The 15220-nt window shown below is 69.3% G+C and carries 13 protein-coding genes and 1 pseudogene; 5 read left to right on the forward strand and 9 right to left on the reverse strand.

All coding sequences use genetic code 11. The features are described 5' to 3' along the window. Positions 1-284: pseudogene (locus GXW79_RS05140) on the reverse strand (regulatory protein RecX); the annotation flags it as partial. 156 nt (positions 285-440) lie between these two features. Here GXW79_RS05140 and GXW79_RS05145 point away from each other — a divergent pair. Then, complete coding sequence (locus GXW79_RS05145; protein ID WP_211873281.1) at positions 441-1640, forward strand: aspartate aminotransferase family protein; 1200 nt, start codon at positions 441-443, stop codon at positions 1638-1640. Positions 1641-1672: 32 nt separating this feature from the next. Here GXW79_RS05145 and GXW79_RS05150 read toward each other — a convergent pair whose 3' ends face one another. Next, a complete protein-coding gene (locus GXW79_RS05150; RefSeq protein ID WP_211873282.1) occupies positions 1673-2725 on the reverse strand; it encodes an NAD(P)H-dependent flavin oxidoreductase in 1053 nt (350 codons plus the stop codon). A 74-nt stretch (positions 2726-2799) separates the two neighbouring features. Here GXW79_RS05150 and GXW79_RS05155 point away from each other — a divergent pair, with 74 nt between their 5' ends. Continuing rightward, positions 2800-4035 (forward strand): argininosuccinate synthase, encoded by a 1236-nt coding sequence (locus GXW79_RS05155; protein WP_211873283.1) that lies wholly within the window; start codon positions 2800-2802, stop codon positions 4033-4035. Positions 4036-4134: 99 nt separating this feature from the next. Here GXW79_RS05155 and GXW79_RS05160 read toward each other — a convergent pair whose 3' ends face one another. After that, complete coding sequence (locus GXW79_RS05160) at positions 4135-5283, reverse strand: aminotransferase class V-fold PLP-dependent enzyme (RefSeq protein WP_211873284.1); 1149 nt, start codon at positions 5281-5283, stop codon at positions 4135-4137. 311 nt (positions 5284-5594) lie between these two features. On the opposite strand from GXW79_RS05160, the gene GXW79_RS05165 reads away from it, so the two are divergent. Together GXW79_RS05165 and GXW79_RS05170 are read left to right on the forward strand one after the other, a co-directional pair. Beyond that, a complete protein-coding gene (locus GXW79_RS05165) occupies positions 5595-6218 on the forward strand; it encodes a DedA family protein (RefSeq protein WP_211873285.1) in 624 nt (207 codons plus the stop codon). An 86-nt stretch (positions 6219-6304) separates the two neighbouring features. After that, positions 6305-7738: an NAD-dependent succinate-semialdehyde dehydrogenase gene (locus GXW79_RS05170; RefSeq protein WP_211873286.1), complete on the forward strand. Its 1434-nt coding sequence runs from the start codon at positions 6305-6307 to the stop codon at positions 7736-7738. Positions 7739-7814: 76 nt separating this feature from the next. Here the strand turns inward: GXW79_RS05170 and cysK are convergent, their stop codons facing one another. Further along, on the reverse strand, positions 7815-8795 hold the full coding sequence (gene cysK, locus GXW79_RS05175; protein WP_211873433.1) for a cysteine synthase A: 981 nt from the start codon (positions 8793-8795) through the stop codon (positions 7815-7817). 45 nt (positions 8796-8840) lie between these two features. Here cysK and GXW79_RS05180 point away from each other — a divergent pair, with 45 nt between their 5' ends. Beyond that, entirely contained in the window at positions 8841-9290 is a 450-nt protein-coding gene (locus GXW79_RS05180; protein ID WP_211873287.1) for an RrF2 family transcriptional regulator, read from the forward strand. A gap of 15 nt (positions 9291-9305) precedes the next feature. Here GXW79_RS05180 and hemC read toward each other — a convergent pair whose 3' ends face one another. The 5 genes from hemC to ppsR are packed head-to-tail and all read right to left on the reverse strand — an operon-like array spanning position 9306 to position 15139. Next, positions 9306-10316: a hydroxymethylbilane synthase gene (gene hemC / locus GXW79_RS05185; RefSeq protein WP_246503747.1), complete on the reverse strand. Its 1011-nt coding sequence runs from the start codon at positions 10314-10316 to the stop codon at positions 9306-9308. 23 nt (positions 10317-10339) lie between these two features. Continuing rightward, positions 10340-11521, reverse strand: a complete 1182-nt coding sequence (locus GXW79_RS05190) for a geranylgeranyl diphosphate reductase (RefSeq protein ID WP_211873289.1) — start codon at positions 11519-11521, stop codon at positions 10340-10342. Next, positions 11518-12819 (reverse strand): BCD family MFS transporter, encoded by a 1302-nt coding sequence (locus GXW79_RS05195; RefSeq protein ID WP_211873290.1) that lies wholly within the window; start codon positions 12817-12819, stop codon positions 11518-11520. The genes GXW79_RS05190 and GXW79_RS05195 overlap by 4 nt, the downstream gene beginning before the upstream one ends. Further along, the gene (gene chlG / locus GXW79_RS05200; protein WP_367614807.1) at positions 12816-13712 is read right to left on the reverse strand and encodes a chlorophyll synthase ChlG; all 897 of its coding nucleotides are present in this window, start codon (positions 13710-13712) and stop codon (positions 12816-12818) included. Before chlG ends, GXW79_RS05195 begins: the two co-directional genes overlap by 4 nt. Beyond that, positions 13709-15139 (reverse strand): transcriptional regulator PpsR, encoded by a 1431-nt coding sequence (ppsR, locus tag GXW79_RS05205; RefSeq protein WP_367614808.1) that lies wholly within the window; start codon positions 15137-15139, stop codon positions 13709-13711. The genes chlG and ppsR overlap by 4 nt, the downstream gene beginning before the upstream one ends. Positions 15140-15220 lie beyond the last annotated feature (81 nt).

A 15220-nucleotide genomic window follows, 5' to 3' on the forward strand; every position in this document is an offset into this window, starting at 1 on the left:
GCGTAGGCCGCGTCATCCACCTGCCCGTTCGCGACCATGGCGCGCGCCACGTCGGCGGCCGCGGAGCGCCCCGTCGCGACGGCCTGGGCCAGGGTGTCGCGCTCGGCGCCCTCGGCCTCGGCGCGGCGCGCCCAGCGATCCACGCGGCGTTCGAGCACGCGCCGCAGGCCGGCCTCGGTCGCCGAGTATCGCGCCAGGTGGTGGAAGGCGGCTTCGCGCAGGCTCGCGGTATCGGGTGGCTTGCCGGCAGGGCGTTGGGCGCGGGCTCTTGGCGGCGGCGTCATCGACGCAGCCTGCCATGCCGGCGCGCGCCCGGCCACGCATGGCAGCATCACGTCAGCATTGTTTGACGCGCGCCCGGCCTCTCTCCAATCTCCCCCTCCTCTGGCCGGGGCTGCGATCCGCGCGGCCCGCCGGGGGATGGAGAGAGAGGCGCAATCGTGATCCCCGCCCTGATGCCGACCTACAACCGTGCCGACCTCGCTTTCGAGCGTGGCGAGGGCGCGTATCTGTGGACGGACGATGGCCGACGATTCCTCGATTTCGGCGCCGGCATCGCCACCTCCTCGCTCGGGCACGGTCACCCGCACCTCACCCGCGTGATCGCCGAGCAGGCGGCCAAGATCATCCATACGAGCAACCTGTACCGCGTGCCGCAGGCCGAGCGGCTGGCTGCGCGCCATGTCGCCGCGTCCTTCGCCGACAGCGTCTTCTTCTGCAACTCGGGCGCCGAGGCGAACGAAGGCATGGTGAAGGCCGTGCGCAAATACCACGCCGAGAACGGCCACCCCGAGCGCTTCGGCATGATCTGCTTCGAGGGCGCTTTCCACGGCCGTACGCTGGGCATGCTGAGTGCCACCGGCAACGCGAAGTACCTGGCCGGCTTCGGCCCGCCGGTCGAAGGCTTTTCCCACGTGCCCTTCGGCAACATGAACGCCGTACGCGACGCGATCGGGCCGGGCACCGGCGGCATCATGATCGAGCCGGTGCAGGGTGAGGGCGGTGTGCGCCCGGCGGAGCTGCGCTTCCTGCGCGACCTGCGCGACGTCTGCGACGAATACGGCCTGCTGCTCGCGCTCGACGAGGTGCAGACCGGCATGGGGCGCTCCGGCAAGCTGTGGGCGCACCAATGGGCCGGGATCGAGCCGGATGTGATGTCTTCCGCCAAGGGCATCGGCGGCGGCTTCCCGCTCGGCGCCATCCTGGCCAAGGAAGCCGTGGCGAAGTACCTCAAGCCCGGCACCCATGGCACCACCTATGGCGGCGGCCCACTCGCCTGTGCGGCCGGAAACGCGGTGTTGGACGTGGTGCTGGAGCCGGGCTTCCTGGACCAAGTGGACCGCGTGGCGCGCCACCTGTGGCGAGGCCTGCTCGGCCTCGCAGAGCGCCACCCGCAGGTGGTCGAGGGCGTGCAGGGTGCCGGGCTGCTGCTCGGGATAAAACTGCGCCCGGACGTGTTGAACACCGACATGCAGGCCGCCGCCGTGCGCGAGGGCCTGCTGACCGTCGCCGCGGGCATGAACGTGCTGCGCGTAGCCCCGCCGCTCATCATCACCGAGGCCGAGGCGGATGAGGCGGTGGACCTGCTCGGCCGCGCCTGCCTCGCGCTCACGCCAGGCCGCGCCGCCGCGGCCGAATAGACCGGGCTCGGGGGGCCACAGCGCCCCCCGGCTTACGCTAGCAGCGCCGAGGCCTCCGCCCAGAGCCGCGTGGTCAGCGCGGCCGCGGGTTCGGCGACGGCCAGCGCCGCGCCCTGGCCGGCCCAGGCCTGCATCCGCGTCACGTCGCCGGCCGCCTCCGCCGCGGCCCGCACCGGCACCATGATCGCGCGTTGCACCGGGTAGGGCGCGGGGACCAGGTCGGAGAAGGCCTCCGTCACCTGGTTGCGCAGGCCGCGCGCGAGGCGCCCGGAAAAGGCGCGCGTCAGCACCGTCTCGCCGTTCGGAATGGCATCGGCATAGGCAGGGTGCAGCCCGGCTTCGGGCGTGCGCAGATAGGCCGTGCCGAGCTGCACGGCCGAAGCCCCCAGTGTAAGCGCGGCGGCGATCCCGCGCCCATCCATGATGCCTCCCGTGGCGATCACCGGCACCCGCACCGCATCGGCGATGATCGGCAGAAGTGCAAACAGCCCCGTCAGCTGCGTCTCCGCATCGGCCTGGTCGAAGGCCCCGCGATGGCCACCCGCCTCCGAGCCCTGCGCGATGACCGCATCGGCGCCCGCCGCCTCGGCAGCGCGCGCATCGGCCAAGGTCGTGACCGTCGCGAACCAGGCGATGTTGCCCGCCTTGAGCGCTGCGACCTGCGCCGGTTCAAACAGCCCCATGATGGTGGAGGCGATCGCCGGCCCGGCCGCAAGCAACGCTTCGAACTGCTGGGCGAAATCCTGGGTGAAGGGACCGGCGCCGGGATCGGGGACCTCCGCCCCGGCCAGCGGCGCGAGGCGCGCGCGCACCGCCGCCTCATGCGCCGCGTCGCGCACCGGTGGCGGGTCCGGCACCCACAAATTCACCTGGAAGGCGCCGTTGCTGCTGGCGCGAAAGGTCCTCGCCCAATCCGCGATCAGGGCCGGGCTCGACATCAACGCCCCCAGCCCGCCGAGGCCGCCGGCATTCGCGACCGCCGCCGCCAGGCCCGGCGGGCTGGCGCTGGCCATCGGCGCCTGCAGGATCGGCACCCGCAGGCCGAACCGGTCGCAGAAGGCATGGGCGCGGTCTCGCGGTGTCATCGCCATGCTATCCCTTGCCGCGCCGGGCGTGCGTGGGCATTGTCCGCCGCCTCATGTGACCAGGGACTATCGCCATGCGCGTCAAGGATGTGAAGAAGGTTGTGCTGGCCTATTCGGGCGGGCTCGACACCTCGGTGATCCTGAAGTGGCTCCAGACCGCCTATGGCTGCGAGGTGGTCACCTTCACCGCCGATCTCGGCCAGGGCGAGGAGCTGGGTCCGGCGCGCGACAAGGCCATCCTGCTCGGGATCAAGCCCGAGAATATCTTCATCGACGATCTGCGCGAGGAATTCGTCCGCGACTTCGTCTTCCCGATGTTCCGCGCCAACGCGCTCTATGAGGGGATGTACCTACTCGGCACCTCCATCGCGCGGCCGCTGATCGCCAAGCGCCAGATCGAGATTGCCGAGCTCGTCGGCGCCGATGCGGTCGCCCACGGCGCCACCGGCAAGGGCAACGACCAGGTCCGCTTCGAGATCGGCTACTACGCGCTCAAGCCCGACGTGAAGGTCATCGCCCCCTGGCGCGAATGGGACCTCACCAGCCGCACCGCGCTGATCGCCTTCGCCGAGCAGCACCAGATCCCCATCGCCAAGGACAAGCGCGGGGAGTCGCCCTTCTCGGTGGACGCGAACTTGCTGCACTCCTCCTCCGAGGGGAAGATCCTCGAAGAACCCTGGGACGCGCCGGACGAGATGGTCTGGCAGCGCACGATCAGCCCCGAGAACGCGCCAGACAATGCAACCGAAATCACCGTCGAGTTCGAGCGCGGCGACGCGATCGGGATCAACGGCGAACGGCTATCGCCCGCAGCGCTGCTCACCAGGCTGAACACCCTGGGGCGCGAGAACGGCATCGGCCGCCTCGACCTGGTGGAGAACCGCTTCGTCGGCATGAAGTCCCGCGGCTGCTACGAGACGCCGGGCGGCACAATTCTCTACGTCGCGCACCGCGCCATCGAATCCATCACGCTCGACCGTGAGGCCGCGCACCTGAAGGACTCGCTGATGCCGAAATACGCCGAGATCCTGTACAATGGCTTCTGGTTCTCACCCGAGCGCCGCATGCTCCAGGCGCTGATCGACGAGAGCCAGAAGAGCGTGTCCGGGACGGTTCGCCTGAGGCTCTACAAGGGCAACACTATCGTCACCGGGCGGCAATCACCCAACAGCCTTTATTCGATGAAGCACGTGACCTTCGAGGATGACCAAGGCGCGTACGATCAGGTCGACGCTCAGGGGTTCATCAAGCTGAACGCGCTGCGGCTGCGGCTGGGGGCGATGGCGGGACGCAAGGGCGGCGCGTTGTAGAAGGAAAAAGGCTGAGGAAAGGAATTTCCCCAGACCCCATTCTTTTATTTTTGTCTTTGGGGACTGCTGGAATGGCGCACCTGAACGTGCCCGCCGGCGTCACGCCAAATCGCGAAAGGCCTGAAGGAACGCCGCCACATCTGCCTCGTCATTGTAGACGTGCGGGCTGATCCGCAGCCGTCCGAGTCGCGGCGCCACATGTACGCCCCGCTCCGCCAGCGCCTCGATCAATCCCGGTCGCATACCGTCCGGAAACCCCAGGCTCAGTACATGCGGCGCACGCATGCGCGCATCGGGTAGATCGATGCCGGGCATCCCGGCCAGACCCTCCGCCAGCAGCCCGGTCAGCCAGCCCAAGCGCGCGCTGATCGCCGCGCTCCCCCAGGCCGCCATCATCTCCATCCCCACCGAGGCCATCTCCAGGCCCACCAAGTGGTCCCTCTCGCCCATGTCGAAGCGCTTCGCCCCATCGGTAAAGCCCAGGTCGGCGAAGTACGGCTGCGCCTCGGAGAACACCCGCCGACGCGAGGAGCCCGGCTGCTCCAGCGGCACCCCATCCTGCCACCGCTTCGCGATGTAGAGGAACGCCCGCCCATACGGCCCAAGCACCCATTTGTAGGTCGGGAAGATCAGCACGTCCGGATCGAGGGCGACCACGTCGAGTGGCAGCACCCCCGCATGGTGCGTCGCATCCACCAGGAGCATGGCCCCCGTCGCCTTCACCGCCGCACCAACGGCGCCGAGATCGACCAGCCCGCCATCCGCCCAATGCACTGACGAGATGGACACCAGCGCCAGCTGCACCGCCCCCCGACGCGTGATCGCCTCCAGCACCGCCGCGGTCCAATCCCCATCCGCCGGGCGCGCGATCGTCTCCACCGAGAACCCGCCCTCCGGCGCACGCTGCAGCCACTCCAGCACCGGCGAGGAATGGTCGTCGCCCAGCACCAGCACGCGGCTTCCGGCGGGGATCGGCAGAATCCGCCCGGCCACCGCGACGCCGTAGGAGACGGAGGGGATCAGCGCCACATCCTCGGGCGCGGCCCCGATCAACGCGGCCGCGGTGGCGCGCGCGCGGGCGAACTGCCCGGCCATATGCTCGGCGGTGATGCCCCAGGGTCGCGCCTTGCGCGCGATGCCGGCATGGCCCGCCGCCTGCACCGCCATCGGCAAGGGGCTCCACGAGGCGGCGTTCAAATAGGCGACGTCGCGCGGAATATCGAAGACATCGCGCTGGCACTCGAGCATGGCCGCATTCCTCGGATCACGCCGACAGACTGCGCCAGGCGGTTAGCGTGATCAATCCGGCGGCCGCAGGAATGCGCAAGGCGCCCGCGCTAGCTGCGTCGCGCGCGGAATGCAACAGCCTTGCTCCGGCCGGCTTCGCTCCTCGAATTCCTGGCGGTATCCGCAATTCATCCACAGGCCCATCCCCAGTTTCCGTGGATAAGACGCGCCCGTCCGGAAGGGCCTTGCCAGCCCCCCCCTCAACCATGCGAAAGGCTAATCCGGCGGGTATGATTGCCTGCGCCAGAGGCCGGGAGGCGCGTCGGGAATCGATGGAGCAGTTGTGGGCTGAATACGGCGCGCTCGCCTATCTGGTGGCCTTCGCCTGGTCCTTCCTGGAGGGCGAGACCTTCGTCCTGTTCGCTGCCGCGGTCGGTCGCACGACGGGCCTGGTCAATCCGTTCATCCTGCTCGGCTGCGTCTGGATCGGGTCCTTCCTGGGTGACCAGACCTGGTTCCTGCTCGGGCGCCGCTACGGGCCCTATGCCCTGCGCAAGATCCCGGGCGCCGAGAAGCGCATCGCCGTCGCAACAGGCTTCCTCGCCAAGTATGGCGACGCCTTCGTGCTGTCCTTCCGCTTCATCTACGGCATCCGCAACGTGGCCTCCGCGGCCTGCGGCATCGCGGGCATGTCCTTCCCCCGCTTCGCGTTGCTGAATTTCATCGCGGCGGGTCTATGGGCGAATGCCTTCGTCTGGGTCGGCTGGTTCGTCGCGGGCATGTTCACACCGGCGCAGATCGCGCACGGCATCGGCGGCATCGGTCTTGCGGTGTTCCTGTTCTTCATCGCCCGGTTCTTCGTCCAGCGGCGCAACCGCAACCGCGCCAACCGCGCCGCCGCGGCCGCGCTGGCCGCAGAGCCGCCGCAGGTGTTGCCCGAGCGCGAGCGGGTCTGAGCGCCCCACATCTGGACCTCGGGGCCGGGTCCTCCTACTCATGGCGGCAACGCGCCAGCCCAAGGCGCCCGTCGGAGGATCACCGCATGTACCAGGACACGCTGCTGCACATCGGGGGCGAATGGCGTCCCGCCCGCTCCGGCCGCACCATCGCCGTGCTCAATCCCGCCACCGAGGAGGTGATCGGCCAGGTCGCCCATGCCGGGCGCGACGACCTCGACGAAGCGCTCGACGCCGCCGAGAAGGGTTTTGCCACGTGGCGCAAGGTCTCCGCGTTTGACCGCGCCAAGGTGATGCGCAAGGCCGCCGACCTGCTGCGCGACCGCGCCCCCGCCATCGCCGAGCTCATGACGCTCGAGCAGGGCAAGCCGCTCGCCGAGGCGAAGGGCGAGGTGCTCGCCGGCGGCGACATCATCGACTGGTTCGCCGAGGAAGCCCGCCGCGCCTATGGCCGCGTCATCCCCGCCCGCGGCGAGGGCATCTACCAGCTGGTCGTGAAGGAGCCGGTCGGCCCCGTCGCCGCCTTCACGCCGTGGAACTTCCCGATCAACCAGGTGGTGCGCAAGCTTTCCGCCGCCGTGGCCACCGGCTGCTCCATCATCGTCAAGGCGCCGGAGGAAACCCCGGCTTCACCGGCCGAACTGATCCGCTGCTTCCTCGATGCCGGGGTGCCCGCCAACGTCATCGGCCTGGTCTACGGCGTGCCCGCCGAGATCAGCGAATACCTCATCCCCCACCCCATCATCCGCAAGGTGACCTTCACCGGCTCAACGCCCGTGGGCAAGCTGTTGGCCGCTCTGGCCGGCAAGCACATGAAGCGCGCCACGATGGAGCTCGGCGGCCACGCACCGGCGATCGTTTTCGACGATGCCGACCTCGACCATGCGGCCAAGACGCTGGCCTTTGCGAAGTTCCGCAATGCCGGCCAGGTCTGCGTCTCGCCCACGCGCTTCCTGGTGCAGGAGGCGTCCTTCGCGCCCTTCGTCGAGCGCTTCACCACGCACGCCAAGGCGCTGAAGGTGGGCGCCGGTATGGACCCGGACAGCCAGATGGGCCCGCTCGCGCATGGCCGCCGCATCCCCGCCGTGGAGACCCTGGTCGCCGATGCGCGCAAGCACGGCGCGGAGGTGCACACCGGCGGCGAGCGCATCGGCAATAAGGGCTATTTCTACGCGCCGACGGTGATGACCAACGTGCCAAAGACGGCGCGCATCATGAACGAGGAGCCGTTCGGGCCCGTCGCGCTCATCTCCTCCTTCCGCGACCTCGACGAGGTGGTGGAGGAATCGAACCGCCTGCCCTTCGGCCTTGCGAGCTATGCCTTTACGCGTTCGGCGAAGACCGCCAATGCCGTCGCTTCGCGCGTCGAAGCCGGGATGATGACGATCAACCACCTGGGGCTCGCGCTGCCGGAGGTGCCGTTCGGCGGCATGAAGGATAGCGGCTACGGCAGCGAAGGCGGGTCGGAGGCGATCGAGGCCTACCTCAACACGAAGTTCGTGAGCCAGGCGGGGCTGTAAGCAAGCAAGGCCGGGGAAAGGAATTCCCCAGGCACCTTTCTTTAGTTTTGGCTTTTTGATGAGCGTGGGCAGGGCTTCACAAGCCTTCGAAAAGCTCCGTCGATAGATAGCGCTCGGCGAAGCTGGCCGCGATGCCGATCACCAACCCGGCCGGCGGCGCCTCACGCGCCACCTGCACCAGTGCGTGCAGCACCGCGCCCGACGAAATGCCGATCGCCATCCCCTCCTCCCGCGCGCAGCGGCGAGCGGCGGCCAAAGCCTCCCGCTCCGACACGCGCCGCACGCCATCCAGCGCGCTCAGCTCCAACACGCCCGGACAGAAACCCGCGCCGATGCCCTGAATGCGGTGCGGTCCCGGCTCATCGCCGTTCAGCACCGCGCTCTCGGCCGGCTCCACGCCGATGACGCGCAGCCCGGCGATCCGCGGTTTCAACGCACGCGCAATGCCGGTCAGCGTGCCGCCGGTGCCGATACCGCCGACCACGGCGTGCAGGTCGCCGCCGGTATCGGCGAAAATCTCCTCCGCCGTTGTCGCCGCGTGGATGGCGGGGTTGGCCGGATTGTCGAACTGCCGCGGCATCCAGGCACCGTCGGTGCTGCGCAGGATCTCCTCGGCGCGCTGTATGGCGCCACCCATGCCCCGCGCCGTCGGCGTCAATTCCAGCTCGGCACCCAGCAGGCGCATCATCCGGCGACGCTCGATGCTGGCGCCCTCGGGCATGACCACGATCAGCCGGTAGCCCTTGGCCGCCGCCACGAAGGCGAGCGCGATGCCGGTATTGCCGGAGGTCGGCTCGACCAAGGTCGAGCGCCCCGGCGCGATCAGCCCATCGCGCTCCGCCTGCGTGACCATGGCAAGGCCGATGCGGTCCTTCACCGAACCGAGCGGATTGAGGTATTCGAGCTTCAGCGCGATGCGCGCCGCCAGCCCCTCGGCGGCGGCGATGCGCGGCAGCATCACCACCGGCGTACCGCCCACGACATCAAGGACGCTCGCGTAGAGCCGGCCCCTCGCCTGTGGCGCCAGGGGACCGGCAGGGTCGGTCGATGGGGGCATATCCATCCCTTGGAATTTTACATTGGGAAACTGTATAAAGCGCCCATGCTCATTCGTCACGACCGCGCGCTGCTGGCGCTCGATATTCTCCTCGACGTCGCCTTCCATGCCGGGCGCGGCACGGCGGTGACCGGTGCCGCGGACATCGCCGAGCGGCTTGGCCTCGCGCGGCGGGGCATCGAGCCGGCGTTGCAGGCGCTGGTGCGCGGCGGGTTGTTGGAGAGCCTGCGCGGGCCACGCGGGGGATATCGCCTGGGGCGCGCGCCCCGCGCCATCACGCTGCTCGACGCGGCGATGGCCTATGCCGACGAGGATCCGGCTGAACCTGGCGCATCGGGATCACTCTCGCTCGCCGTCGTTCAGCCCTTGTGGAAGGAGCTGGATGCCGCACTGCGCGAGCGGTTGTCCGCGCTGACCATCAGCGACCTGCTGCAGCGCGCGGCGGCAAAAGGATTGCGGCGCCCGATCACGGAGCCGCTGAACTTCGCAATCTGAAGCGCCTTCGCGCGATCAGGCGAAAAGGTCGGCCGGCGCATCCCGATACAGGCTCTCGCCGAGTTCGCGGCCGATCCGCGCGGCGTCGCGCCCATGCCCGCTCAGGGAGCGACGCATCAGGAAGCTGCCATCCGGACGGGCGACCAGCGCCTCGACGTCGATATACCCGCCCGGCCTCACGCGGGCATGGCCACCGATGGGCGTGTTGCAGCTGCCATCGAGGGCTGCGAGCAGCGATCGTTCGGCGGTGGACACCGCGCGCGCCGTCGGGTCCTCGATTGCCGAGAGCAGCTCGAGCAGTTCGTGGTCGTCGGAGCGCACCGTCACGCCGATGATGCCCTGGCAGCAGGCCGGCAGCATCACGTGCTCGGGCAGCACGATATCCGCCTCCCGCTCCAGGTCGAGCCGCTTGAGGCCCGCATAGGCCAGCAGGCTGCCGGCGAGGTGACCTTCGCGCACGCGCGACAGCCGCGTCTGCACATTACCCCGCAGCATGCCGATGCGAAGGTCCGGTCGTGCATAGAGCAGCTGCGCCTGGCGACGGACGGAGGAGGTGCCGATCAGCGCGCCATGCGGAATGCAGGCCAGCGGATCATCCGGGCACACCGCCTGTTCTACCCCGGCGCCGAGGATCAGCGCGTCGCGCGCATCCTCCCGCTTGAGCGTGCAGGCCAACATGATGCCCTTGGGCAGCTCGGTCTCAAGATCCTTGAGCGAATGGACCGCGAAATCCACGCGGCCATCGAGCAGCGCCTCGTGGATTTCCTTCGCAAAGAGGCCCTTGCCGCCGATCTCCGACAGGCGGCGATCCTGGATGCGGTCGCCGGCGGTGCTGATCTGGTTTTCCTCGAAGGCCTTGGCATCGCGCAGCACCGGGCAGAAGCGCGTGATGATGTCGAGGAAATGCCGCGTCTGGTACAGCGCGAGCGGCGAGGCGCGGGTGCCCACGCGCAGCGGCAGCGTGCGGCGATGATGCGGGCGCACCATCGCCCCATTGTCACGAGGACGGTCGATCGTCTGGTCCATCGGACCGTGCGGGAAGGAGACCATCAGGCGCGCGCCAGGCCGAGGAGGTGTGCCAGGTCCTTGAAGAAGATCTTCACGTGGGCAACGGGTTTGGCCCGTACCAACTGCTTGTTCATATACGCCTCCCAGGTCAGCTTCTGCACGTCCGGATCGCGGCACATCTTCACGAAGCGCTCGCGCGTCCAGTCATTCTTGTACCAAAAATACTGCATCATCCCGAGCACCCAGAAGACCTTGCCGTGGGCCTTCATGAAGTGCTTGCGGGCAAGGCCGAGCGCCTTCGCGTCGCCGCTGGCGAGGAACGCCTCGCCCGCCTTGGCCGCGAGCTCGCCGCCGAGCATGGCGTAGTAGATGCCTTCGCCCGAAGCCGGCGCGACCACGCCCGCGGCATCGCCGGCGAGCAGCACGTCGCGGCCATTGTCCCAACGCTTGAGCGGCTTTAGCGGGATCGGCGCACCTTCGCGGCGGATGGTCTCGGCGGTGTCAAGCCCGGCTTCGCGACGAAAATTCGTGACGGCGCCCCGCAGGGAGAATCCTTTGCGGGCAGAGCCGGTGCCGATGCTGGTCTGATGCCCGTGCGGGAAGACCCAGGTGTAGAAATCCGGGCTCAGCCGGCCATTGTAGATCACGTCGCAGCGGGTGCCATCGTAGCGGGCATCGCCCACGGGCGTGCGGATGATCTCGTGATAGGCGAAGACGCAGGGCATCTTGTCGCCGCCCTTCACGTGATGCTTGGCGATGGCCGAGCGCGCGCCATCCGCACCCACCACCAGGCGCGCGCGAACGCGATGCGCGACTTCATCCTTGGTGCGGTAGACGACCACGGCGCAGCCATCGGCGTCGCGTTCGATCGACTCGTAATGCCCGGTCGCGCGCTCGGCGCCGGCATCGGCGGCGCGCTCGCGCAGCCATTCGTCGAAGACGTCACGATCGACCATGCCGACATAGCCGCCATCGATCGGCATATCGACCGACCTATCCTTCGGCGAGACGATGCGCGCGCCCTGGATGCGGGCGCAGATGAGGTGGTCCGGGATCGCGTAGTCGCGGATGAGGCGCGGCGGGATCGCACCTCCGCAGGGCTTCGGGCGCCCCGCGCGGTCGAGCAGCAGGACGCTGCGGCCCTGCCGTGCGAGGTGCTCGGCGGCGGTCGCCCCGGAGGGGCCGCCGCCCACCACGACGACATCGTATTCATTCGTGCTCATGCGCGCCCCTCCAGAAGAACCGCCGGTGCCGCATCGCGCGCGCGCCGCGCGTCGATGCCGGCCGCCAGCATGGCCGAGAGCAGGAAGAGCCCGCCCTCCAATGCGAAAACCAGCGCATAGGCCGGCGCATGCGCGCCCATCACCCACCGCCCGAGATCGACAATCACGGTGCCGGCCAGCCCGCCAAGCCCGAAGGCGACCGCCTGCGCCGCGCCCCACAGCCCGATGCGCGTGCCTTCCCGCCCCGAGCGGCCCTGCGCGGCCAGCATCATCATCGAGGCGATGGCGGCCGCGGCAAAGGCACCGTTGGCGACGCCGAGCGCGGCGTAGGTGGCACCCAGCGGCAACGCGACATGCCCGGCGCCACCGAGCGCAAGGACGAACAGCACCACCGCCGAGGCGATGCACCCGCCGACCGTCCAGCCACGCAGCCCGCCGAAGCGATTGCCGAGGATCGCCACCACGATCATCCCGACAAGCGTGCCGGAATTCTGCACCCCCGCGAGCGAGGTCGATTCGCCAATCGAGCGCCCGAATACCTGGCCCGCGAAGGGCTCCAGGATCAGGTCTGACGCGCTGTAGGCAAGCATCGAGACGAAGACGAAGATGGTGAAGCGCCGCGCATCGGCCTCGGCCCAGACGCTGCCGATCGCGTCGCGGAAGGCGGGTTTTGCGGCCGTGTCCAAGACCGGCGCGATACGCTGCTTTTCGATGCCCCAGACCGCCAGCGTCCCGAGGAGGAATGCGATGAGCGAGACGCCGCCGGTGACCGCCACCAGCCGCCCCGCCGAATAGGGATCGAGCAGCTTGCCCGCAACACCCGCAGTCACCGCGAAACCCGCGATCATCATCACCCAAACGATGGTCGCCGCCGCCGGCCGACGCGCCGGCGCGACCTCCGAGGCCAGCAGCGCCAGCAATGACGTCCCCGCCGCGCCGACACCAAGCCCCACCGCGAGGAAGGCAAGCGCCGCGAGCAGCAGCCCCAGCGCCAGCGCCCCCTCCATCACCGGCACAGCCGCCGCGGCACCCAGCCCGCCGAGCCCGAGCAGCGCGATGCCGCCGATGATCCACGGCGTCCGCCGCCCGCCGACATCGGAACCAAAACCCATCCGCGGCCGCGACATCTGGACGCCGTAATGCAGCCCGACCAGCAGCCCCGGCAGCGTCGCCGGCAGCGCCAGCTCGACCACCATCACGCGGTTGATCGTGGACGTCGTAAGCACCACCACGGCGCCCAGCGCGGTCTGCACCAAGCCCAACCGGATGATGCCGAGCCAGCCCAACCCGCCGCTCATGGCATCACCAACGGGCGCAGCGCGAAGGCCGTCGCCAGCATGCCAAGCACGTACAGCGACACGCCCGTCGCATTGTACCAGGGTGCCAGCGCCTTTGGGTCGCGCAGCATCTTGCGCATGCAGACCAGCTGCGCCGCGAGCGAGACCAGGATCAGCGCCGCCGCCCACCATTGGCCCCAGGCGAGCAGCAGGGCGATAACCACAGTCTGCGGCGCGGCCATCATGCCGCAGGCGACGAGCGCAGCGCGCTCCGCACCAAGTCGTGCGGGAAGGGATCCAAGACCCATGCGCCGGTCGCCTTCGATGGACTTGAAGTCGTTCAGCGTCATGATGCCGTGGGCACCAAAGCTGTAGAGCGCCGCCATCACCAGGATGCGCCAATCCGGTGCCCCGCCGGCCATGATTGCGGCCCCGGTGATCCAGGGCAGCCCCTCGTAGCAGGCGGCGACGGCGGCATTGCCCCACCAGCCATTGCGCTTCAGCCGCAGCGGCGGCGCGCTATAGGCCCAGGCGAAAAATAGCCCCGCCGCCGTGGCGTAAAGCCCCCAGGCCCCGAACCGGGCCGCGACCAGCAGGGACAAGCCGGCCCAGATCATCGCGATGTAGAGGCCCCACTCGCCGGGGATGCGCCCCGATGGGATCGGCCGGTTCGGCTCGTTGATCGCGTCCACATGGCGGTCGTGCCAGTCATTGATCGCCTGGCTGGTGGCGCAGACCAGCGGCCCGCAGAGCAGCGTGCCCAGCGCGAATTCACCCCAGCGCCCATCGAAGGACACGCCCGCCGATACCGTGCCGCAGATGAACGCCCAGACGGAGGCGAACCAGGTGACGGGCTTCAACAGCTCCACGACCGCGGAGAGTTCAACCCGGCGGGGCAGGGCGCTCTCGCTCACGAGGGCTCATCCTGGCTGTCGAGGTCGCCGAGACCGTAGCGGCGCAGCTTCACATACAGGCTCTGGCGCGACAGCCCGAGCATCTCGGCGGCCGAGGCGCGGTTGTCGCCGGAGAGTTCCAGCGCCGCCTCGATCGCGAGGCGCTCGATCACATCGGTCGCCTCGCGCACCAGTTCCTTCAACGGCACCCGGCCGACGAGTTCGGTGAGCTGCTCGACCGGGCGCGGCATGGTCAGCGCTTCCGCAGGCTGGGATGGCGCAAGGCGCTTGCCGACATCGCGGATGGTGAAGCCGAAGCAGGGCGGCCCGCCCTCGACGACGATCACAGCGGACACCTCGACGGCAGACTGGGCGCCGTGGGCGCCACGCAGCCGCGTCTCGAACAGCCGCACCGGCCCACGCGCGCGGAGATTGGCGATCAGCACGTCGAGCTCGAATCCGTGCCGGCCGAGAAAGCGCGACAGCGGCTCGCCGCGCGCCTGCTCCTCGGTGGCGATTTCGGCCATTTCGAGGAAGGCCGGGTTGGCGGAGAGGATGGTGCCATCTTCCTTCGCGACCACGAAGGCATCGGGCGCGGATTCGACGAATTCCAACAGGCGCGACCGACCCGCGGGCCCGAGCGAGGAGACGCCGGCGGCATTGGGGAAGGCCAGGCGCACGAGGAACAGCGCCGCCTTCTCCTGCCGCAGCAGGGCGGCAGAAACCGCAACCTCGCGCTCGCCATCGGCAAGCCGCACCAGCACGTCGTCGGCCTGGCCCGCCGAACGCACACCCGCGAGCATCGCCTGCACCCGCGGCTGCCCGGCCGCGTCGAAGGCCTCGAGGAAGGTACGCCCGGTGCTGGAGGCAAGATCGGCACCGAACAGCCGGTCGGCAGCGAGGTTCGCTTCCACCACCCGCAGCGCAACGGCATCGATCACCATCACCGGCTCCGCCGACATCTGGAACAGCAGGCGGTAGCGCGTCTCGGCCTGGCGCAGGCGCGCATAGTCGCGCTCCATCGCCTGCTGCGCCTGTACCAGCCGCTGCTGCAGGGCGGAAACGGGGCGCAGGTCGCGCCCGAAGATCACGGTGCGCTGCTGGTTGGCGACGCGCGCCGAGGCATAGAGCAAGGGGATGGCCGGGCCGGCCGGGACACTCTGGTTCAGGTGGCGCCAGCGCGGCACGGACGGCTTGGGCGCCTCGCGCAGCAACGCCTCGGCCTTGGGGCGGCTTTCCTCGGTGACGGTGTCGACCCATGCCCGGCCGATCCAGCTGCGCCAGCCCTCGAAGCTCGGTGCGAGCTCCTCACTGCCGAAGGCGACGTCGCGAATCACGCCGGCGCCATCAAGGAGAATTGTGACGTCGGCCGCAGCCGCGATGACCGTCGCGGCCGATTCAGCGTCCAGATCGCCGAGCGATTTGCCCGGAGCGGCGAATCCCAACACGTGTCCTGTTTTCCTTCGTCGCGTGGTTCGATCCGTACCTGAAGGCTCTCCCCTACGAATTCAGTGTGGTTCGTTCGAATG

The organism is Plastoroseomonas arctica (assembly GCF_018128965.1).
In the GTDB taxonomy this organism is placed as follows: Bacteria; Pseudomonadota; Alphaproteobacteria; order Acetobacterales; family Acetobacteraceae; genus Plastoroseomonas; species Plastoroseomonas arctica.